The following is a 21957-nucleotide window of genomic DNA, read 5'->3' as shown; positions in this document are numbered from 1 at the left end:
ATTAGAATGCTCCCCGAGCACGCTGGATTTGCGTGGGAATGGCGGGAGCGGTTCAGCATGAGTACAGAGGACAGTCAGCAAAAACTGAGCGAGCTTTTCATCAACCAGCGGGTTTCGCTGGTGCGGATGCTCTCGCGGGTGGTGGGCTGCGCCAGCCTGGCAGAAGACCTGGCGCAGGAAACCTATGTAAAAGTGGCCAATGCGCTGAAAACCCGGCCAGTGGAGTTTCTGCACCCTTTTTTGTATCAGACCGCCCGCTACCTGGCCTTCGATCACCTGCGCAGCTTACGCAGCAAAAGGCGCTTTGAGTGCCAGGTCAACGATGAGCGCCATTTGACCGAAATCGCCACCACCGCCCCCGGCCCGGACAGTCAGTTGCAAGGCCAGCAGTCTTTGAAGCAGTTTCAGGCTGCCCTCAAGACCTTGCCCAAGCGCCAGCAACAGATTCTGGTGCTGAGCCGATTACAGGACTTGTCCAAAGGAGAAATCGCCCAGCGCCTGGATGTTTCGATCAGTACGGTTGAAAAAGATTTGCGTACTGCGCTTAATGCCTGCGCCAAAGCCATCCAGAAGCAAGCCGCCCATGACTGACTCACCCACCGCCCCTGTTGTACCCAGCGAGCACGTGCAACGTCAGGCAACCGACTGGTTCGCCCAGCGCGAAGAAATGGCCCGGCAACCCGCCTTGCGTCAACGCTTTGAACAATGGCGTATGGCAAACCCCGAACACAGCGCCGCCTACCAGACCCTGGAAAACCTGTGGCAAAGCCATGCGTTCGAGCAGGCGCTGCGCAGCCTTGACGTGGATCTCGACCTGCCCGCCGCCCCGGCCCACAAGCCGCGCAAGGCGTGGGCGTTTGCCACTGCGGCGATGCTGCTGCTCATGCTCACCAGCGCCTGGTTGTCCGACCTGCCGATGCACCTGCGCGCCGATCAAATGACTGCCGTGGCAGAGGTCAGACACCTCACCCTGGGCGATGGCTCGCAGATTCTGCTGGGCAGCAACAGCGCCATCAGCACCGACATCAACGCCGATCACCGGCGCATCCGCTTATTGCGGGGTGAGTTTTTTATCGAAGCCTCCCATGACCCATCGCGCCCGCTGGAAATCGACGCCGCCGACGCCCGCGTCACCGTGGTCGGCACCCAATTCAGCGTGGCCCTACAGGGCGAGGACGTTACCGTCGCAGTACGTGAAGGCAAGGTGCGCTTTACCGACAAGGCCGGTGAGCAAAGCCTGTTGCAGGCCGGCAACTGGCAACAATTCGAAAACGGTCACCTGCAAGACCTCAACAGCGACGGTGCTGAACGGCAAATGGCCTGGGTGCAAGGCCGACTGTCATTTCAGGACCAGCCACTGGCGCAGGTGCTGAACACCCTCGGGCGTTACTACCCGCAGCCCATCCTGTTGTTCAACGAAACGGCGGCCAAACACCGTGTCAGCGGCAATTACCAACTGAACAACCCCGTGGCAATCGTTGAAGCGCTGAATAAAGTCACTTCAACCCGACTGACGCGTTTGCCCGGTGGCATGCTGGTGATTCATTAAGAGTGACCGCCCCGTCTTCGACGCCGCGCTGTCGCGCAGCAAACAGGACAGCGAGTATCTTCAGCATCCCCCAATCGGCTCCCTCTCCTTCGGGAGAGGCGTGGTGACAGGCCTTGATTTTTTGTACATATCCGTTGCTGCGGCAACGGCCACTTAGGGTTCCGGCCTTACGCCGTGCCACTTTGAAAAGCGCAAAGTGGCCAAACGCTTTTTGCCCCAACCCCTCGGTGCCTCGCTGTGGCTCGGCATGCCCTCACCACAGGCCTTGCTTCGTGGGCCGCCGCGATCGGCCAGCGTGGTTTAACGGGGCCTCTTAGATCAAGAGCAAAAGCCAGATCAAGATCAACAGATCGCGAGCAAGCTCGCTCCTACAGGGCCTTTAGAATCAATCACTTATTTCATGTTTGATAGGAGTTGCGTATCGTCACGGCCCAACGAGCAACTGTCACTTAGACCGCGTTCCTGGGCCGGTCGCCGCTGACCAGCTCGCCGAGCTCGATGTCATGTTCCAGTCGGCAACGATGATCCACCAACACCAAGGTGTTGCCGCTACGCTCGACGAAACGATGCAGCGCCTGCACACGCTCGGCCAGTTGTTCGGAGGGCAAAGCGCTGAACGGCTCATCCAGCAATAAAAGATGGTGGCGTTCCTTCGGCAATGTGCTCAGCCAGGTATCCAGCCATCTGCTTGCCCCGGGCGCACCGCTGAGCAACGCCAGGGTATTGCTGTCCAGGTAATAGCGGGTTGATGTCAGGTCCGGCGTCGCGCCCGGTTCTTCTATGACCACATCGGTGATACCCGCCACGCCCTTGAGATACTCGCTCTTGCCGGATCCGGAGTGGCCAGACAGCGAATACAACCGGCCCAGTTCCAGATGCAGAGCGCGATAGGCACGTTGAGCGATAAAGGGCGCGATGCGCAGGCTCTGCCCGGCGATCACAACAGCCACCGAGCTTTTAGGCCGGGCAAAATGTTGCAGGCGCTCCACCGACACCGACTGCGATTTGAACCCCGTGATGGCTAGAAACACATTGGCCAGGTCGGAACGCACCAGCAGCAAGGCCGTGACCGCGAGCACAAAAGCCGATTCGCGGGTCTGATAAAAACTGCCCATCAGGGCCACCAGGACAATCACCAGATCGCTGAGCAAGGTGCAACTGGCCGCAGTGATGGTGCGGGCGATCACGCTGCGCATGCGGGTAGTGTAGAAATGCTGCAGCCCATCAGCTATCGCGTCCCGCTGGGTCAGCGCCAGCCAGTCGCCCAAGCGTTCGAAACCCACGCCAGCGATCCGGGAAATGGCAAACGCCACATGGGCCGAGCGTAGAAGGGAGTCGAATCCCTTCACGCTCTCGACTCGAGTTCGATACAGCTCGTTGATCGAAAGACGATACAACACCGCCAGCAGACCGCTGAACAGTAGCGCCACGGCGATGCCGAACAGGCCAAACCCCATCCACAAGGCCACGCCATTGCACAGCAACAACGCGATGATCCAGGCAATGTCGTGGGCATACCAGGCAATGCGTTCGAATGTAGTGGTGATATCGCGAGAAACCACCTGCAACGCATCAGCCAGGCCGGTGACCCGGATGTCGCGCAGGCCAACGATGAACAAGCGGGAAAAGCGGCTGCGCAACAGATTCTCGATAAATAGCCCGCCCGCGATTCCTGCTCCTACCCCGGCCACGACATACAACAGAACCTGCCACGGCGAATAACCGGCCTCTGGCAGCGTCAGGTTGGCCGCATAGCTCATCATCAGTGCCGGCACCCACAACATCAACACACCCCAGCCACAGTACTTGAACAGATCGGCGAGACTGAAGCGGGCGGACGGCGGGTCTCTGGCAGGCACTGGCGAAGCCATCCGCTCGCCGACTTGGGCCAGCGGGCCTTCGCGCAGCGCTATCGCCCTTGTGGCCGATGGGCTGAAGCTTACCCAAGGCAGGCGCTCCAAAGCGTCTTTCACTGCCAACGCAGCCGTAGCATCCAACGCCGACAAGTCGTGATCAATACTTAGGGTCCCATCCTGGGCACGAGCCATAAATACCCCACGCAGCAGTTGCAAACGCAAGCGCTGCCCGGCTGAGAGGTTGCTCCCGTTCAGCTCGACAGGCAGTTGCAGGACCTGATGTGGGTCCTGTCCTAGCTCGGGTATCAGACGCAAAGCACCCAGCAACGCGTGCAGATCTTCGCGTTGGCTCTCCAGCGGGCCAGGAATCAGCTCGATCAGAGACCCGGGCCAGATCGGCCAGTCGGCATCGAACGCGATCAAACCGCACGCCTTATCGGCTGCAACTGGGGGTAATAGCGAATGCCTGGAGGAATTCTGATACAGGCCATTGAGCTCTTTCAGAGAGCGGCCGACAGCCTTGTAACTCACATACGAACGGGGTAATGCGAGCACCGCCGCCAGCAACGGAATGCTCAGCCAGAAAATCGCCCCGTCCCAGACCATAGCCGATTCAGAGGTGCCCAGCAGCCCCAGCAAGACAAAAGGAATCAGGCGGCCGAAACCGATGATATAGCTGTCGGCACCGCGCAGGAGCGTATCCACGTTTCGCAGGAAGCGTTCGCCCGCCAGCGTCCGCTCAATACTCTGCAAGGCTGTGCGGTCAGCGAACTGCTTGAGCCACGGTCCTTCGCGTAACCATACCGAACACTGTTCGATACGCTGTGCCACCCTGTCCATGATCCGCTTGTAATTATGGTCCGAGAGCCTGGCCAACAGATAGGAAAGCGGCAGGAATGCACCGATCACCGCAACCGCCCAGAACCCTGCGGGGCCAAAGACCAACAACGCCAGCAGGATTGAAAGCAACAGGAAAACCGGAATCGCCAACAGGTTAACGCAGGCACCGATTCCGTCGAGAATGATGCTGAAATCCCGCGAAACTACCCGTTCCAGCACCGAGACCTCTACCCGGAGGTGCATTTTACGCGCCAAAAGGCGCTCGAACTCGCGGCATAACCTCAAGGAGATGTAGCGTTCCAGATTGAGCTCGCTCACCACCAGCAAAAAACCGCTGATGGCCAAGAACAGCAGGAGCGTGACATCGGCACTTCCCTGGGAAGTCACCAGAGTGCTCAGCCTATAGATGAACAACAACGGCACGCTGTATTGCAATAACGACACCAGCACATAAGCGCCGACCGCCCAGGGCGCAACGCTAAAGACCAAGCCGAAAATACCATCGGCAAAGGATCGTCCTTCAGAGGGAGCGGCCATCCGATAGCACAATGCCGGTGTAAAGCAGTACATCCACCTCATGGCAGCGCCTGCTCGTAATACATCCGACCAGGCCCCAAGGCCTGTACACGTTGCAGGCAGTCGCGGATTTTCTGCAGATCGTAATAGTGGGCGGGAATCTCACGGCATGCACAGTAATGGGCCACCCACTCCTCCAGATCCCACGAGAACTCCGGGTCCGCTCCCAGGAAGCGGCTCAAGGACACGATGTCGAACCACACGCTGCGATGCAGGGAATGAGTCTCCAGATCGGACGAAGGAACACGGCAGCGACATACCAACACTAGATAACGGAAAAGGCACTCGCAACGCTAAAAATGCGCAAGGAGTAACTTTGGGAAGCGTCCTACAAGAGGGCGAACGGTAATTGTCCTAGGCTAAAGCACAGGGAATTAAAAACTGTCGCGGCCTGACTTTACTGGGAGCTGTGCGGACTTCGTATTGAGTGCTCGTGATTGCCGAGTTGACGAATCCTGATAAACAAAGCCGCATACGATTAGGACGACCGCCATGGCACACCCACCATGGCGATGTCATTCAGGTTAGCGCGAAGCCCAGGCGTTGAAACGCTGTTCCAGTTGCTCACCGTGATCGGCCCAGAACAGCGCATCCACCGGGATCTGCTGCGCCAGGTTGGCAGGCGCGGTGGGCAGTTCGGCGATCCGGGCCTTGTCGAGCAGGTCCATGGCGCGCATGTTGGCGGCGCCGTAGTCGATATTTTCGGAGAAGTTTTTCTGCTGCTCAGGCTTTAACGTAAAAGCGATGAACTCGCGGGTCTTGTCTTGGTGCTTGGCGCCTTTGGGGATAGCCCAGGAATCGAACTCGTAGAGCCCGCCGTTCCAGACCAGGTCCAGGTCATACTTTTTCTTTTGCTCGGCCGAGAGCCGTCCGTTGTAGACGGAACTCATCACCACGTCACCGGCAGCCAAAAACTGCGGCGGCTGGGCACCGGCCTCCCACCATTGGATGTGCGGTTTAATCTGGTCCAGTTTGGCAAAGGCACGGTCCTGACCGGCCTTGGTCGCCAAGGTGGTGTAGACCTCGGCAGGCGCAACGCCGTCAGCGATCAAGGCAAACTCCAGGGTCGATTTAGCCAGCTTGCGCAGGCCACGCTTGCCCGGGAATTTCTCGACATCCCAGAAGTCCTGCCAGCCGGTAGGCGCCTCTTTCAGCTTCTTGGTGTTGTAGGCCAGGACCGTCGAGTAGACGAGAAAACCGATGCCGCACGGCTGGATGGCACCCGGCACGAAGTCTTTGGGGTCGAGGCCGATTTGTGCCGGATCGAGGGTTTCAAACATGCCCTCGTCGCAGCCGCGGGCCAGCTCGGCAGACTCCACCTCCACGGTGTTCCAGGACACACTGCCGGTGTCGACCATGGCTTTGACCTTGGCCATTTCCCCGTTGTATTCACCGGAAATCACCTTGCTGCCATCGGCCTTTTGCCAAGGCTTGTAGAAGGCTTTTACTTGGGCGTCCTTGTTGGCGCCGCCAAACGAAACGATGGTGAGGTCGGCCGCGAGGCCGTGGCTGGCAGTAACGATCCCCGTTGCCAGAACTGCGAATTTCAGAGCTTTGATCATTATTGTTATCTCCTACTGTTCAAGGGTGATTGCACATCACTCGAATGGGTCTTGCTCTCCTGTTGCGGGCTGAATGAACGTCGTAAGGTGGCACGGTGCTATTGAGGGTAAAAGTCTGCTTTCCTGATGCTTGGATCGGTTTTGACTAAACAATCGCAGACCCCCATGCACTTCATTGCAGGCAGAAGCAGCCCCGCGCAAAAAAAATTCAAAAAGTTTTACGGCTTTCGTGCGCTCAACCCGTCAAGGTGTTTGTTATTGCAAATACTTCCTATTCACTCGGGGCTCGCATGTACTTTCCTACCCTCAACACCACCTATGCACGCAGCGCATTGGCGCTCGCTGTTTTCCTCGCATACAGCAACGTTCAGGCCGTCGAGCCCGCAACCACCTCCGTCAGCAATACAGCGCTGGACACCCACAGTTTCGCGATTGCCCGCCAGCCGCTGGCCAACGCGCTGGACCAACTGAGCACCCAGAGCGGGCTGCAAATCGCCTACTCCGCAGACATGGCTCAAGGCATTACCTCGCCGGGCGTCAACGGCACCATGACCACCCGCCAGGCCTTGACTCAGTTGCTGAGCGGCAGCGGCCTTGAAGCCCAGTCGAGTGGCGAAAATGCCGTGGTGCTGGCGCCGGTGCCGCAAACCGGTTCGGCACTGGAGCTGGGCGCGACAGCGGTCACCACCAACCTGCTGGGTACTGTGACCGAAGGCTCGGGGTCCTACACGCCGGGCACCATCGCCACCGCCACCCGGTTGGTGCTGACACCGCGTGAAACACCGCAAACAGTCACCGTCGTCACCCGCCAGCACATGGACGACTTCGGCCTCAACAACGTCGACGACGTGATGCGTCACACCCCCGGCATCACCGTGTCGGCCTATGACAGTGACCGCAGCAACTACTACGCACGCGGGTTCTCGATCAGCAACTTCCAGTACGACGGCATCCCTTCGGCCACCACCAACGTCGGCTATTCGTCGGGCAACACCCTGAGCGACACGGCCATTTATGACCGCATTGAAGTGATCAAGGGCTCAACCGGCCTTCTCACCGGGGCCGGCTCGTTGGGCGCGGTTATTAACCTGGTGCGCAAAAAGCCCACCTCCGAGTTCAAAGGCCATGCCACGCTCGGTGCGGGCTCGTGGGACGACTACCGCAGCGAAGTGGACGTCAGCGGCCCCCTGACCGAAACCGGCAACGTACGTGGCCGCGCAGTAGCGGCCTATCAGGACAAAAACTCGTACCAGGACCACTACTCGCGCAAAACCTCAGTGTTCTACGGGATTCTCGAATTTGACCTCACGCCCGACACACTACTGACCGTGGGCGGCGACTATCAGGACAACAAACCCATGGGGTCGAGCTGGTCCGGCAGCTACCCGCTGATCAACGCCAAGGGCGACCTCAACAGCGTCAAACGCTCGTTCAACAACGGCACCGACTGGAGCAACTGGAAGCAATACACCCGCACCGTGTTCGCCACGCTTGAACATGACCTGGGCGAAGGCTGGGTGACCAAGCTGCAACTGGACCACAAGCTCAATGGCTACGATGCACAAATGGGCTCGATCCAGGGTGACTACCCGTATGAAGACGGCACCACCCCGATCAATGCCCAACGCTACGTGGGCAACACGCGCAGCAACTCGGCCGACCTGTATGTGAGCGGCCCCTTCCAGCTGTTTGGTCGCGAACATGAAATGGTCCTTGGCGGCTCGATCAGCTCGGCCCACTGGAAGGGTCAAGGCTACTGGAACCCCATCTACCAGGGCACCAATCTGGTGGACTTCAACAACTGGGACGGCCATGCCGAAAAACCGGCCTGGGGGCCTGTTGGGCAATACACCGACGACGTGATTCGCCAGACCGGCACCTACATGACCACCCGTTTCAACGTCACTGATGACTTGAAAGTGCTGGTCGGTGGCCGCGTGGTGGACTACCACATGACCGGCAACACGCCGTCGTACCGCGAATCCGGGCGCTTCATCCCGTATGTCGGGGCCATTTACGACCTGAATGACACCTACTCCGTGTACGCCAGCTACACCGATATTTTCATTCCGCAGGAAAACTACAACCGCGATCGAAATGATCGCCTGATTGATCCGGACAAAGGCGAGAACTACGAAGTGGGGCTTAAGGCCGAGTTCCTGGAAGGCCGCCTGAACGCCAGCCTGGCTTACTTCGAAATCAAGGAAAGCAACCGCTCAGTACCCGATGATGCCTACAACAACCTCAAGCCGACCCCTTCCAACTATGCGTTCGTCGGCACCAAAGCCCGGACCAAAGGCTTTGAGTTTGAACTCTCGGGCGAGCTGAGCCCTGGCTGGCAGGTACAAGGCGGCTACACCCACAAGATCGTGCGCGACGACAACGGCGAGAAAATCTCGACCTTCGAACCGCAGGACCAGTTCAAGGTGTACACCAGCTACAAACTGCAAGGCCAGCTGGACAAATTCACCGTGGGCGGCGGCGCACGCTGGCAGAACACCGCGTGGCAAAACATCTGGAACTCACCGCACGGCCAGTACGAGAAGTTTGAACAGCCTAACTACTGGGTGGTTGACCTGATGACCCGTTACCAGATCAGCAAAAACCTCTCGGCTACGGTGAACGTCAACAACCTGTTCGACAAATACTACTTCACCAACATCGGCTTCTATAACTCGGCGGTGTACGGCGAACCGCGCAACTTCATGGTGACCACGCGCTGGGATTTCTAACGCAGTTCTCTGTAGCCGCTGACGAGGTACGAAGGCTGCGATGCGGGCCGCAGGACCGCCGTTTGGGGGCTAACCCCAAAACCCCGGCGGCCTGCGCATTCAAGCAACGGCTGATCGGTGAATGTGAATGACAGGCCTCGCAGAAACAGCCTGTATCAAGCGCCTTCAAACTTGAATGGCGCTGCCACTTCAAAGCGGCCCGACACTTCGCCGGAGAAGATGTTGCTCTGATTCGGCCCCAGATCGAGCTTTTTGACCTTGCCGGTGGCCTGGGACAGATCCAGTTTTTTCAGGTCCACCCAGAATGTATTCGGGGTGACGGCCGACTCAAAAAAGTACAGCCCCTGTTTGTGGTCGATAACCGAGCGCCAGCGGGTCGAGGAGATATTCGGCTCGCCGGGGGTAGTGATGCCGTAAGGCACCGACACGTTGCGGATCACGCTAAACACGCTGGCCAATGACAAACGCGCATCTTGATCCTTGGGCACCGCGTTCACGTAAAACGACGCACGCGCAAATCGGTCCGCAGACCGGTTGGTACCGGGCAACATGACCGTGCCGCCAATTGCTTGCCAGTAAGCGTTCATCGCCAACTGGGCCTCGAATGCCGGGGAGTTGGTCATCACCTGGTACTTGCGGCTGTGGTGAATCACTTGCTTGCCGTCGATGTATTCAATGATCGCGCTGTCGCCAGAGGCATCAGACATTGACAGGTGCAGCGTGGCCAGGCGGCTTTCGCCTGGCACTTGCGCAGTCACCACATTGAAAGGCTCGGTCTTGAGCACTTCAACGGCCTCGGCCACGGTGCTGAAGTTGTCCAGAACGTATTGCGCCCAAGCGGCAATGCTCAAGCCGGGTTTGTCCTTGTTGAACGGCGGATACTCCGACTCCACCAGCCACAAGACGTTGGCCGCGAGGCCGGCTTCGTTGACGCCGTCAGTGGTGGAAATGTCGTAACCGCTGGCAATCAGGCTGCCGTACTTGGAGGTCCACTTGACGGACGAAGGCCCGACTTCACCCGTGCGCTGCATGCCCTTGGGAAACACCCACAGGTTGGTCGCGACGTCGGTTTTCCAGTCCATGGAACGGGCCGTGATCACGCTGTGATCGTCGCCCAAGTACACCAAGCGGGTGCACGCCTGCGCCAATGGCAGTGATAAAACAAACCCTGATACCGCCAGTACCAGCGCTTTGAGAACAGGCTTTTTCATTCCGTTGATCCTTGCAAAAACAGATTAGAAACGCATGGACAAGCCCAACACCGGGCCGCGCTGAGTCACATCGTATTTAAAGGTGTTGCCGGTAAAATCCCGGCTTTTATATTCCTGCGCCAGCACCCGATAACCGACCCGCACAATCGTCGGGTTTTCGAACAGATACAGGCGGTAGCCGAGGTAAGCCTGGGTGTTGTAGGTTTTTTTCGATGAGGTATCAAACCCGCCGGTGTCCGCCGCGCCAGACAGCGTCCAGCGATCAGTCAGGTCGGCCTGCATGCGCAGCCCTACAAACGGGTCGGTCCACTCGGATTTTTTCTTGGTGCTATAGCCCACCGGGTCGATCTCGACCTTGGTCGACAGCTTGGTCCAGCGCAGCCCCGCCGTGGGCTCGACCCGCCAGCTACGTGGCTCGCCAAACACATTGTTACCGCCCAAAGCGTATTCATACACCCGGTAATACACGCCCCCGGCCAGGGTGCTCTGGGTGATGTCCAGGCCGATTTTCTGGCCGTAGGCACGCTCAGACTGGCTGGTCTTGGCGTAGACCCCGTCCAGGTAAAAGCCCAGTTTGCGGTTGGTGACTTCCAGGTTGCCCATAAAGACCCGGTTGAGATTATTGAAAATCTCGCGAAAGCCGACATCCGCCTTGGCATCAACGCCGCCCAACGCCACTTGACCATTCATGGCCGGGGCCCAGACAAAGGGGCTGACCAACACCAGCCATTCATCTTTATCAGTACTGGATTTGCCTTGGGAATCGTCGGCATTTGCCGTCGCGTAAACGCCCATTAAAGGCCAGGCAATGCACATCATTCTGAACATCTGCTTAGCCGCAACTAGCCTCAGTGTCATCGCTTTCGTCTTCCTGACTGCAAGTTCTAAATTTCTGACCACTGTGTATAGCACAGCCATCCTGAACCGCTAATACATGCCCGCGAAAACCTGGAGCGAGCGTGCTCGCGGTCTTTAAATCATCGCCCAACCGCTATTTAACCAAGCGTTTTTCCTTGGACGGCCGATAGCCAAAGTAGGCGCTGTAGCATTTGCTGAAATGACTGGGCGAGACAAAACCGCACGCCACCAGCACATCAACCTGGGACAGCTCGGTGTGCTGCAACAAGCGGCGCGCTTCGGTAATGCGCAGTTCCATGTAATAACGCTGTGGCGTGGTGCCCAGCTGTTCCTTGAACAACCGCTCAAGCTGGCGACGCGAGCGCCCCGCGTACACCGCCAACTGTTCCAGTTCCAGCGGCTCTTCAAGATTGGCATCCATCAGTTTCAACACCTCGCGCAAGGGCGCGCTGACGCTGACTTTTTCCGTGGGTTTGATCCGTCGATAACGCGACTCTTCAAACGCCAGAATGTCCTCGACCCCTTCGACCAGCGCTTTGTCATGCAGGCTCTTGATCCACGCAAGGGCCATCTGAATCGCCCCCGAGGGGCTGGACGCCGTGAGCCGGTCGCGGTCAATCACAAATGGCTCACTGGTCACATGCGCCGTCTTGGACACTTCCGCCAACGCCGGACGATGCTCAGGGTGAATCGCACATCGATAGCCCTCCAGCAACCCCGCACTGCCGAGAAACCAGGCGCCATTCCACAACCCGGCCAAGGTAATGCCCTGGTGCGCAGCGGTTTTAAGCACGTGGGTAAACGCCTCATCGCTATTCAGTTCAGTGCGGTAGCCGCCGCACACCACCAGCACATCCAGCGCGTTGAGCTGCGCTGCATCAAGCTGCGAATCAGGCCGGATCACCAGCCCCAGGTCACTGACCACCTCGCCTTGCGCCAAGCCGAAAGTCTGGGTGGCAAACAACCCTGGGCGCAACAAGTTGGCGGTGATCAGGGCATCCAGCGCCTGGGTAAACGCTGGCAGAGAAAAGTGCTCAAGCAGGACAAAACCCACGCGCACCGTTGGCCGGTCCAGACCCGGGTTTTCGGTTAGATAGCGCAGGTTTTTGCCTTTCAGGCCGGCACTGAATTGACGACGCTCAATCACGATTCGATCCATCTGGTCAGGTTAACGAACAGCCGCATGTACCGGGCCGATCATACCTGCACAGGTATCGATTATCAGAACAATGCTGACTCCATCCGTGAAGGGTGAATGCCTGCGTTCACCAGGCCCCGCAGATCAACGCCGATGCGCCAACGAGCGTACCATCCGGTCGCCCAGGCTTTGCACGCTCTGCACCAGAACCACCAGCACGATGACGGTGACCACCATCACCTGGTTGTTGAAGCGTTGATAGCCGTAGCGAATGGCCAAATCGCCCAGCCCGCCGCCGCCAATAACCCCGGCCATGGATGAAAAGCCAATCAGCATGACCAGGGTCAAGGTCACGCCCGCCACTAACGCCGGCAAGGCTTCGGGTAGCAGCACTTTAAAGATCACGTCACGCAGATCACCGCCCATGGCGAGGATCGCTTCGATGCGGCCCTTGTCGACTTCGTCCAGGGCGTTTTCGACAATTCGCGCAAAGAACGGGAAGGCGCCAATGGTGATGGGCACCACCGCCGCCGTGCTGCCCAACGTGGTGCCGACAATAAGCCGGGTCAGCGGGATCAAGGCGATGAGCATGACCACGAACGGCAATGAACGCCCAAGGTTGACCAGCCCGCCCAGGCTTTTATGCAATTGCGGCATCGGATAAATGCCGCCACTGCGGCTGATAAACAGCAACACCCCTAAAGGCAGGCCGATCAGCAGGGTAAACAGCCCCGCCAGCAGCACCATGTACAGGGTTTCTCCGGTGGCATTGAACACCAGTTGCAAAATCTCGTTCCAATCGATGGTTCGGTTCATGTGCGTTCTACCCTGACGCCGCGCTGTTTAAGAAAGTCCACGACCTGGGTCAACTTCAGTTCGCTGCCCGGCTGACGCAAAGCCACACGTAAACGGCCCACGTTTTGCCCGCCAACCGACTCAACTCCTTGGGCCAGCAAGTCCACTGCTACACCCTGCTGGCGAGTCAATTCGCTGAGCACTGGCGTGGCCAGCAGCGAGTCAAAAAAGCTCAGTTCCAGTACCTGCGCGTCACTGCCCAGCGCAGTGCTGTAGCCCGGTAACAAGGAGCGACCGAGTGCAGAGTCGGGGTTGGCCAACAGCTGAGCAATCGGCCCCGCCTCGACCAGACGACCATTGGCCAGTGACGCGGCGTGGTCACAAATGGACTTGACCACGTCCAGCTCGTGGGTGATCAGAACGATGGTCAGCCCCAACTGGCGATTGATATCGCGCAGCAGTTCAAGAATCGAAGCTGTGGTTTCCGGGTCGAGGGCGCTGGTTGCTTCATCAGAAAGCAAGTAGGCAGGCCGCGCGGCCAGGGCCCGGGCGATGCCCACCCGCTGTTTCTGCCCGCCGGACAACTGCGACGGGAACGCCAGCGCCTTGTCGCTCAGGCCTACCAGATCCAACAACTCCAGCACCCGCGCCTGACGCTGCGCTTTACTGACCTTGGCAATTTCCAGAGGCACGGCGATGTTGTCAAAAACATTACGCGAGTGCAGCAGGTTGAAGCCCTGAAAGATCATGCCGATGCGTTGCCGTTGCAGGCGCAATTCACGATCTGACAACGCTGTCAGGTCTGCGCCGTCCAGCACAATACGCCCGGCACTGGGCCGTTCGAGCAGGTTGAGACAGCGCAGCAGCGTCGATTTACCCGCCCCGCTACGCCCAAGAATCCCGTAGATGGCACCGTCTGGAATGCTCAATGACACTTGATCCAGTGAAGGCGCCTGCCCCGGTATGTACGTCTTGCTCAACTGCTCGATGCTGATCATGGTTGGGCACCCACCTGGGTCACGGGCAACACCGAGCCGGTATAGGAATCGGTAATAAACTTAGCCACCTCGGGCGACGTCAGGTCCTTGGCCAGGCGCTTGATGCGCGGGTCATCCAGCAACTTGGGGGTGGTCACCAGAATATTGGCGTAAGGGTTGTGCTCAACCTTCTCCAGACCCAAGGCGTCCTTGGCAGGCACCAGCCCGGCTTCCAGGGCGTAGTTGCCATTGATTACCGCCAGATCAAGATCGCCCAGCGCCCGTGGTATCTGCGCCGACTCCACTTCGAGGATTTTCAGTTGTTTGGGGTTTTCAGCGATGTCCTTGGGGGTTGCCTGCTCTGCGGCGGGGTCGTTGAAGCCAGGCTTGAGCTTGATCAGGCCGTTGTCTTGCAGTAGATACAGGGCACGGCTGAGGTTGGTTACGTTATTGGGCACGGCGACGGTGCCCTTGACCGGCACATCGGCAAAGCTTTTATGGCGCTGGGAATAAATACCCAGCGGCTCGATGTGCACGGTCGCGGCCACGGCAAATTTTTGCCCCAAAGCCTGCTCCTGCGACTTCAAATACGGCAAGTGCTGGGTGTAGTTGGCATCGACATCTCCGTGGGCCAACAGCTCGTTGGCGTTGATGCCGCTGGTGAGTTCGATCACCTTGATCTTCAGTTCCGGGTCGATCTTGCGCACGTATTCCAGAATCTGCGCATGGGGCACCGGGTCTGCTGCTATTCGCAGGGTTTCCAGCGCCAATGCATCGTAAGACGTCAGCAAGCCGCCGAGCACCGCCAGGGTCAATCCTGTTTGTTTGAACATGGTCAAAATCCTTGATCGGGTGAGGGACTCAAGCGCTCAGCGCGTTGGGAATCAGTGCATCGGCGTAATAACGTTGGGCGACATCGGGGTGCGAACGCAGGCGACCCTTGAGGTAGTTCCAGCCCACATCCCGAAACAACGGGTTGTCCGGGTCGCTGGCAGGTCCACGGGCCTCGCGTAACAGCGCCGCAGGCAATGGATACAGCGGCACGACGGCATCCAGTCGGGCACCAAGGAAGAACGCGATCGACAAACGCTCGCTGCCTTGGGCCGGTGACACCACGCGGTGCACGGTGGCCCGCAGATAGCCATTAGTCGCCAGTTCGAGCAACTCGCCAATGTTCACCACCAGGGTGTTGGCGCGCGGCAGTGCGTCAATCCAGCGGCCCTCTTCAACCTCGACCTGCAAACCTGCTTGCTGGTCCTGCAACAGAAAACTCAGAAAACCTGAATCCTTGTGTGCCCCAACCCCCTGGTTGCTGGCATCTGCTGCCTGGCCCGGATAGCGAATCAACTTGATGTGCTCATTGGGTGTGTCGCCGTACAACTGATCAAAGGCCTGCTCGGGCAGCGACAGCGCCTGGGCAAACGCGCGCAACAAACGCAAGGACATGGCGGTCATCGCCTGCTGCCATTCCAGCAGCAAAGGTTTCAGCTCGGGCAGCGCTTCGGGCCACTGGTTCGGGCCTTGCAGACGTGCCCAAAACGGGCTGTTCGGGTCAGTGGGTAGCACCGCGCGCTCAGCGCCAAGGTCAAACTGCTCGCGTAGGTCAGGCTTGCCACGGGTGATCTCGGAAGCGGCGCGGTTGTAGCCGCGAAAGTGGGGGGAGTTGATCATCCCGACGGCCGCTTTATCGGCGTCGGGCAAGGCGAAGAATTGCCGTGAATGCTGTTGCACTTGGCTCAACAACTCGCTGTCGATGCCGTGCCCGGTCAAATAGAAAAAGCCAACGTCCCGTGCCGCGTTACGCAACTCCTCAAAAAAGCCCTGACGCTGCGCCACGGTGCCTTCAAGCAGCGACAAGTCGAGGACTGGCAAGGCGGTGATATCCCTTGTATGCGGCATGCTTCACTCCCATGTGAATCAATGAAGATCGCGGACGATGCAACTGCCCTGCGTTTCATTAAAGCTAAACGATCTTAAAAATCACCATCCAATACCTTTTTAGAATTAGCTTAGGTAAAAACTCACCTTGCCTTGCGATCTTTTAAAAGATCAAAAGATCGCGAGGCAAGCTCGCTCCTACAGAGGTTTTTTGCCTGAACAGGTGGACACGCTAAGTCCAAAATAGAATTAATAAATGAAAATTCAGTATTTATAGAAATAAGAACAACGGATTACTGTGGAGCCATTGAGTTGCCACTGCCCAAGAGATCTGCCCATGTCCGTATCTGCCAATGTCATTGATTTCGCCCTTTACCGAAAACGCCGTCAGGCACGTGCGGCGGCTGAGCTGATGTGGACTGCGTACGCAGCACGAGCCGGGATCGCCGTGTTTTTTGCCCCGCCGGTGAGCTCGTCCAGTGATACCCGCCGGGCGTAACGTGGATGAATTACCTGCATACCGTTCCCGATCTGCCCGAACTCCCTCCCCCCGCCAAAGACTGTAATAACGGCGACGATGACGCCATTGGCCAATGCGTCGCCCTCAACCTGCAACGCCTGCGCAGCAAGCGCTATTTGTCACTGGATGCACTGGCCCGCGCCAGCGGTGTGAGTCGGGCGATGCTGGCGCAGATTGAGTCCGGGCGCAGCGTGCCCTCGATCAAGGTGCTGTGCAAAATTGCCAAGGGGCTGAAAGTCTCGGTGGCCGCGTTTCTGGAAAATCGCGCGTTTGAAGGGGTTGAGTTGCTGCCGGCGCAACAGAGCAAGCGACTGGTCAGTGCCAGTGGTGCGTTCACCAGCCGGGCGTTGTTCCCTTACGACAGGGCGCGCCAGTCCGAGTTTTACGAGATTCGGCTCAAGCCGTTGGGCGAAGAGGTGTCCGAGGGGCATGGCCCCGGCATTCAGGAGAACCTGGTGGTGGCCCAGGGTGTGGTGGAAGTCAGCGTTAACGAAGAACGTTATTTACTCTCGACCGGGGACTCGATCCTGTTCTATGCCGACCAGCCCCACCGCTATCGCAACCCGGCGGACAGCGAGGCCGTGGCGTTTCTGGTGATTACCTACCCCGAACGCCTGGACTAAATTCTGTAGCCGCTGCCGCAGGCTGCGATACGGGCCGAAGGACCGTCAAGCGGGCCGCAACCGTCAAGCGGGCCGCTGCGCAGCCCATCGCAGCCTCGTTCCTCGTCAGCGACTACGGGGTGGGTTAGCAGGTGCAGCACATCATTGGCATGCCGTTGCAGCTCATCATCATCGGCATGGCGCAGTCGTTCATCATTTTCATCATCAGCATGCAGCAGTTGTTCATCATGTCCATGCTCATGCCGGGCATCGGCATCATCATGCAGGTCATGCAATCTGCTTCCATTTTGCATTCCATGACGCATTTCATCATCGGCATCGGCATGCCCATTGGCATCATCATCGGCATGTTCATGCTCGACATGCTGTTCATCATCGCCATGCCGTCTTCAGACATGCACATCATCGACATGTTGGCGCACTGCATCATCATCGGCATGCCGCAGTTCATCATCATCGCCATCATTTCAGCGTTGTTTTTGAACATCGCCATGTCCATGCCCGCAGCTGGCTTCATGGTGCACTTCATGCCCTTGTCGGTCATTTCGCACTGCATGGTGGCCATCATCATCGGCATGCCCATCATCGGCATCATTGGCATGGAGGTGTTCATTGGCATTTGCATGGCGTTCATCATGTTCGAAACTCCGTAATCGACAGTCATGTAGAAAATATGGATTCGATTTTAGAGCGCCCCGAGGCTCGCGCAAGCTGACGGCCGAGCAGCAGAAATAGCCGTTGCACCGCCTGTTTACCCAAGCAATACAGCCTTTAACGCTGCCATTGCAGGTAAACACTTGTTGCAACTGCATTATCTGTCTGCTGCTACAGCGATACCGACGCAATAGATATTCATTCGAGGAATATCTAAAGACCTGAAAGAAATAAACGGTCTAACCAGTGATCAATTAAGGCCACACCGGTTCGCCCAGGTTGAGCATCAAACGATTGGCCCAGGCAAAAATAGCGATCGCGTGGATCAAGTCGAGTATTTCAGCGTCATTCAGGCCCTGTTCGCGCAATGCCAACAGCCGCTCGGGCGGTAACTCACCAGGTGCCAGGGTCAGGTCAATGGCGAATTGCACAATCGCCTGCTCCCGTGGCGTGGTGCCCGCCGTGTGCGGGTCGGCAAACACCTGGGCGATGGCGTCGTTGCGCTTGGCCAGTTGTTCGAACCGTTGGGCATGCACCGAGGCGCAAAACACACACTGGTTGATTCGCGACACCACGGCGCTGGCCAGTTCGCGCTCGGCACGGGACAAACCGCCCGGGGCATACATGATCGCGTTGAAGGCCAATGAACGCTGACGCAGCACCTCAGGCTGGTGGATGAGCGTCAGGTAGTACTGCGACACTTTCGCCTGCGGGTGACTCTCTTCCAGCACCGCCTGCTGCGCAGGGCTGGCTTGCGCCGGATCAAGAGTCGGCAGCCAGGCCTTCCAGCCCAAGGTGCGGTTGGTGAAGCCTTGAATATCCAATGACTCGCTCATTGCGCAGGCTCCAGTGCTTGCAGTGCGCTAAGGCCCGCCGCCAGGCGCACTTGGTAGGAAATAAAAGCAATCAACTGCCCCAGCGTGACCACGTCGATGGTCTCAAGGCCTGCGGCCAGCAATGCATTGAGCGCCTCGCGGTCACCCTCGACCGGGTTGCGCACCAACGTGCGGGTAAAACCCAGCATCGCCTGCAAGCGCGTCGATTGCAGTTCGGCCAATGCGTCCTGCTCTACAGCTGCCAAGGTCTGCGCATCAGTGGCCAACAGTTGCAGCGGTTCGCGGTAATGCGCGGCCAAGGGTGCATGCGGGGTCAATCGGCAGGCATACCAGGCCACCAGCAAGCGCTCTTCAAGGCTGAGGTTGCCCGGCAAATCGGCATCGAACAACGCCTCATAACTGCCTTGCGTGGCGCTGACCACTTTGCCCCTGGCCTGACGCAACTGTTGCACCGGGCCTCCGGCCGTGAGTAACAACCGATCCAGCAGATCGGGTGTGGCAGAACTGTTCATTGCAACTCCTTGGATTGCGCCCGGCGTGCCGCCACGGCGTTATGCAGAAAATCCCTGACGGCCAGCCACGATTGCTCATTGGCCCGGGCATTGGCTGACGGTTCGCCGTCGTCGCTGTAGGTGGCGGGAATGTACGGCAGCAAAATGCTGTGCCCGGCCTGCGGGTAATCATGCTGCGCCACCGGCCACGGGTGTTCGAACCTTGCAAGGCGCTGGCTGACCATCTGCCCGAAATGGCTGGAAGGCCACGCGGCGTCATCACCTGCGGTAAGCAACAGCACCGGCCCGCGGATGCGCTCAACGGCGATCCGTGCCCGCTCCACGGCCTCTTCGTCTTGCAGCGCGGTATTCATCGACACGGCATTGCGCTGCCCGGCATCGCGGGCGGCCCATGAGGCATGCCGGTTGTGGTTCCACAGATGCACCAAAGGCTGGCCGTTGTGCAGCCAGGCCGGGCCATCGCGGCCAACGGCCGGGTCTGCCGCTGCTTGCCCGCCATGCACCAGCGCACTGGGCACGTAGCCGATCACAGCGCTCACCGAGTCCGGGAACAGGCTGCCCAGCAAGAGCACCAGTTCACCGCCGCGCGACTGCCCGCTGAGGGCGACAAAGCCATGGGCCGGGGCCAGTTCACGGCGTATCCAGGCCAAGCCCTGCTGGAAGTACTCCAGTGGCGTATTGGAGATGTAATCCGACAAGCCCGGCGCCTTGAAATAACCCAGCGCCAAGGCGCTGTAGCCACGCGAGGCATACAGCGCAGCGCGGGCTTCGTTGATACCGCCGCCAGAACCATTAAGCACCATCACGGCCGGGTGCGGGCCTGTGCCTGCGGGCTCAAACAAGGTGCCGACCAGGCCGTCTTCACGGATCTCGCGGCGCGTCACGCCGGGGGCGGCAAGGCGCTGGATCAGGGTGTGTTCCAGATCGCTGCCTTGTACCTGGATGCGGGTCAGCAACGGCTGCAGTATGGCGTCAGGAAACACCGCCGAGCTGCGCCCATGCTCAGGCCGCTGGCTCCACAACAGGCCCATGGCCGAAACGCCGGCGTAATCGCCTGCCACCGGCGCGTCCTGCGTCAGGTCAACCCGGCCCTGGGCATTGGCAATAAACGTCGCCGAACTGCGCCAGAGCAGCCCGTTGCCGCGCACGGTCTGGCTAGTCAAGGTCACCCCCGCGCCCGCTGCCAAGCCTTCCAGGACAATCTGCCGGGGCTCATCGAGCAAGCCGTCGGCCGGGGTGATATGCAGGTGCGCCATTACTTTTTTTCCTCGGTGACCATCATCGCCGTGGTCCGGTCACTGAGCCATGGCTCGACCCGCAGCCCTTTACGCGCCGCCCAGATGTTCTGGTAATGAAACAGCGGCAACACGCCCACGTCGTCGGTCACAAGCTTGACTGACTCGCGCAAAATGGCCTCGCGCTTGCTGTCGTCAAACTCGGCCGAGGCCTGTTGCAATGCCTGGTCCACCAGCGGGTTGCTGTAGCGCCCCCAGTTTGATGAGCCCAGACCTTTGCTGGCGTCAGCCGTAGCCAGCACGTTGGCCAGCCCGTAACTGGCCTCGCCGGTGCCGTTGCCCCAGGCGATCACCGTGACCGCGTACTCGTTTTTGTTGGCGCGGCTGGCGTACACCGACCACGGCACCACTTGCAGATCAACCTTGACCCCGATGCGCGCCCAGAACTGTGCCACGGCTTGCAGGGTTTCCGGGGCCAGCGGGTAGCGATCACCCGGCACGTGCACGGTCAGTTGGAAGCCGTCGGGGTAGCCCGCCTCGGCCAGCAGTTTTTTTGCCTGCGCCGGGTCATTGGCGATGTCTGTGACCGCCGGGTTGTAGCCGAAGGTGTTGGCCGGCATCCATTGGTTGGCCGGGGTCACTGTGTTTTGCAAAATGCGCTCAGCGATTGCCTTGCGGTTGATCGCCAACGACAGCGCCTGGCGGACCCGCACGTCACGCAGCGGGTTTTGCGCCAGCGGCTGGCCCGCATTGTCGCGAACAAATTCGTTGGGCCCCGCACGGAAGCTCGGCTGAATCAGCAACGCACGCAAGCCGGGGTAGGCAAAGACGCTGACACTCGGGGTAGCGCTGAGTTTTTTCACGTCCGAGGGCGACACCTTGTCGATCACGTCCACGTCCCCCGCCAGCAAGGCGGCCGTGCGACTGGCCGGGTTGGCGATGTAACGGTAGTCAACGGTGTCCCACGTTGCAGGCTTGCCCCAGTAGTCGGTGTTGCGCTCAAACAGGGTACGGTCGCCCTGGGCATTGGACACCAACCGATATGGCCCGGTGCCGATCATCGCCTTGCCGCTGTTGTAGTCGGCTGTGCTGGAGTGCTCACCGACATGCCGGCTGACGATGTAAATCGAGTCGATGTTTTGCAACAGCAATGGATTGGGTTCAGACGTCTTGACCCGCAAGGTGTAAGGGTCAGGGGCGCTCACCGACTCGACCGTGCGCAGCGAACTGGAATACGGCGCCACGCTGCCGGGAACGTTACGCGCCCGTTGCAGGGAATACACCAGGTCATCGGCGGTCAGCGGCTGGCCATCCTGCCATTTGACGTCCTTACGCAGGTAGAACTCCCACGTGGTGGCATCTACGGTTTTCCAGCTTTCGGCCAGCCCCGGCAAGGTCTTGTCATCGCGACGTTCCAGCAGCGACTCAAACACATGCAGCGCCAATGAACGATCACCGGCATGGTTGTTCAATTGCGGATCCAGCGACGACACCGGATCGGCGTAGGCAATGCGCAGGGATTGGGCACTGGCCCCCGCCGCGCCGGTCAACAGTGCAGCGGTCAGTAACGTAAGCAGCAGCGGTTTCATGGCAGGTATCCGAAGG

General features: G+C 59.0%; 19 protein-coding genes. 6 read left to right on the top strand and 13 right to left on the bottom strand.

The genetic code is table 11. From position 1 onward, the window contains the following. The first annotated feature begins 57 nt into the window (after nucleotides 1-57). A complete protein-coding gene (locus tag GHO32_RS11545; RefSeq protein ID WP_153336253.1) occupies nucleotides 58-591 on the top strand; it encodes an RNA polymerase sigma factor in 534 nt (177 codons plus the stop codon). Then, nucleotides 584-1549: a FecR family protein gene (locus GHO32_RS11540; RefSeq protein WP_153336254.1), complete on the top strand. Its 966-nt coding sequence runs from the start codon at nucleotides 584-586 to the stop codon at nucleotides 1547-1549. The genes GHO32_RS11545 and GHO32_RS11540 overlap by 8 nt, the downstream gene beginning before the upstream one ends. 449 nt (nucleotides 1550-1998) lie before the next feature. Here GHO32_RS11540 and GHO32_RS11535 read toward each other — a convergent pair whose 3' ends face one another. Further along, nucleotides 1999-4782 (bottom strand): hypothetical protein, encoded by a 2784-nt coding sequence (locus GHO32_RS11535; RefSeq protein ID WP_153336255.1) that lies wholly within the window; start codon nucleotides 4780-4782, stop codon nucleotides 1999-2001. Between the two features lie 563 nt (nucleotides 4783-5345). Continuing rightward, nucleotides 5346-6383: an ABC transporter substrate-binding protein gene (locus tag GHO32_RS11530; protein WP_153336256.1), complete on the bottom strand. Its 1038-nt coding sequence runs from the start codon at nucleotides 6381-6383 to the stop codon at nucleotides 5346-5348. A 290-nt stretch (nucleotides 6384-6673) separates the two neighbouring features. Between GHO32_RS11530 and GHO32_RS11525 the strand changes: the two genes are divergently transcribed. After that, a complete protein-coding gene (locus GHO32_RS11525; protein ID WP_153336257.1) occupies nucleotides 6674-9115 on the top strand; it encodes a TonB-dependent siderophore receptor in 2442 nt (813 codons plus the stop codon). A gap of 155 nt (nucleotides 9116-9270) precedes the next feature. Here GHO32_RS11525 and GHO32_RS11520 read toward each other — a convergent pair whose 3' ends face one another. From GHO32_RS11520 to GHO32_RS11490, 7 genes are all read right to left on the bottom strand, one after another. Further along, the gene (locus GHO32_RS11520; protein WP_153332026.1) at nucleotides 9271-10326 is read right to left on the bottom strand and encodes a linear amide C-N hydrolase; all 1056 of its coding nucleotides are present in this window, start codon (nucleotides 10324-10326) and stop codon (nucleotides 9271-9273) included. 24 nt (nucleotides 10327-10350) lie between these two features. Beyond that, nucleotides 10351-11154, bottom strand: coding sequence for a hypothetical protein (locus tag GHO32_RS11515; RefSeq protein ID WP_306106475.1), 804 nt, complete (start codon nucleotides 11152-11154; stop codon nucleotides 10351-10353). Nucleotides 11155-11317: 163 nt separating this feature from the next. Next, the gene (locus GHO32_RS11510; protein ID WP_153336258.1) at nucleotides 11318-12343 is read right to left on the bottom strand and encodes a GlxA family transcriptional regulator; all 1026 of its coding nucleotides are present in this window, start codon (nucleotides 12341-12343) and stop codon (nucleotides 11318-11320) included. Between the two features lie 123 nt (nucleotides 12344-12466). Next, nucleotides 12467-13138 carry a methionine ABC transporter permease gene (locus GHO32_RS11505; protein WP_048389456.1) on the bottom strand — a complete coding sequence of 224 codons (672 nt, stop codon included), beginning with the start codon at nucleotides 13136-13138 and terminating at the stop codon, nucleotides 12467-12469. Beyond that, a complete protein-coding gene (locus tag GHO32_RS11500; protein WP_153336259.1) occupies nucleotides 13135-14115 on the bottom strand; it encodes a methionine ABC transporter ATP-binding protein in 981 nt (326 codons plus the stop codon). Before GHO32_RS11500 ends, GHO32_RS11505 begins: the two co-directional genes overlap by 4 nt. Then, nucleotides 14112-14927, bottom strand: coding sequence for a MetQ/NlpA family ABC transporter substrate-binding protein (locus tag GHO32_RS11495; protein WP_153336260.1), 816 nt, complete (start codon nucleotides 14925-14927; stop codon nucleotides 14112-14114). Before GHO32_RS11495 ends, GHO32_RS11500 begins: the two co-directional genes overlap by 4 nt. Before the next feature lie 28 nt (nucleotides 14928-14955). Next, on the bottom strand, nucleotides 14956-15993 hold the full coding sequence (locus tag GHO32_RS11490; protein WP_153336261.1) for an isopenicillin N synthase family oxygenase: 1038 nt from the start codon (nucleotides 15991-15993) through the stop codon (nucleotides 14956-14958). Between the two features lie 316 nt (nucleotides 15994-16309). Here GHO32_RS11490 and GHO32_RS26470 point away from each other — a divergent pair, with 316 nt between their 5' ends. The 3 genes from GHO32_RS26470 (at nucleotide 16310) to GHO32_RS27060 (ending at nucleotide 17768) form a co-directional block, all read left to right on the top strand. After that, nucleotides 16310-16471: a hypothetical protein gene (locus GHO32_RS26470; protein WP_164488153.1), complete on the top strand. Its 162-nt coding sequence runs from the start codon at nucleotides 16310-16312 to the stop codon at nucleotides 16469-16471. A 5-nt stretch (nucleotides 16472-16476) separates the two neighbouring features. Then, nucleotides 16477-17115 carry a helix-turn-helix domain-containing protein gene (locus tag GHO32_RS11485; protein ID WP_088500284.1) on the top strand — a complete coding sequence of 213 codons (639 nt, stop codon included), beginning with the start codon at nucleotides 16477-16479 and terminating at the stop codon, nucleotides 17113-17115. A gap of 131 nt (nucleotides 17116-17246) precedes the next feature. Further along, nucleotides 17247-17768: a hypothetical protein gene (locus tag GHO32_RS27060; protein ID WP_368668445.1), complete on the top strand. Its 522-nt coding sequence runs from the start codon at nucleotides 17247-17249 to the stop codon at nucleotides 17766-17768. A gap of 255 nt (nucleotides 17769-18023) precedes the next feature. Here GHO32_RS27060 and GHO32_RS11475 read toward each other — a convergent pair whose 3' ends face one another. The 4 genes from GHO32_RS11475 to GHO32_RS11465 are packed head-to-tail and all read right to left on the bottom strand — an operon-like array spanning nucleotide 18024 to nucleotide 21941. Further along, the gene (locus GHO32_RS11475) at nucleotides 18024-18605 is read right to left on the bottom strand and encodes a peroxidase-related enzyme (protein ID WP_153336262.1); all 582 of its coding nucleotides are present in this window, start codon (nucleotides 18603-18605) and stop codon (nucleotides 18024-18026) included. Then, on the bottom strand, nucleotides 18602-19117 hold the full coding sequence (locus GHO32_RS26635) for a CMD domain protein (protein ID WP_153336263.1): 516 nt from the start codon (nucleotides 19115-19117) through the stop codon (nucleotides 18602-18604). The genes GHO32_RS11475 and GHO32_RS26635 overlap by 4 nt, the downstream gene beginning before the upstream one ends. Continuing rightward, a complete protein-coding gene (locus tag GHO32_RS11470) occupies nucleotides 19114-20373 on the bottom strand; it encodes an acyl-CoA thioesterase/bile acid-CoA:amino acid N-acyltransferase family protein (RefSeq protein WP_218581159.1) in 1260 nt (419 codons plus the stop codon). Before GHO32_RS11470 ends, GHO32_RS26635 begins: the two co-directional genes overlap by 4 nt. Next, on the bottom strand, nucleotides 20373-21941 hold the full coding sequence (locus GHO32_RS11465; protein ID WP_153336920.1) for an ABC transporter substrate-binding protein: 1569 nt from the start codon (nucleotides 21939-21941) through the stop codon (nucleotides 20373-20375). The genes GHO32_RS11470 and GHO32_RS11465 overlap by 1 nt, the downstream gene beginning before the upstream one ends. Nucleotides 21942-21957: the final 16 nt, after the last annotated feature.

The sequence above is a fragment of the Pseudomonas sp. FSL R10-2189 genome (assembly GCF_009600325.1).
GTDB lineage: Bacteria > Pseudomonadota > Gammaproteobacteria > Pseudomonadales > Pseudomonadaceae > Aquipseudomonas > Aquipseudomonas helleri.
This window is presented reverse-complemented; position numbering and strand designations above follow the sequence as displayed.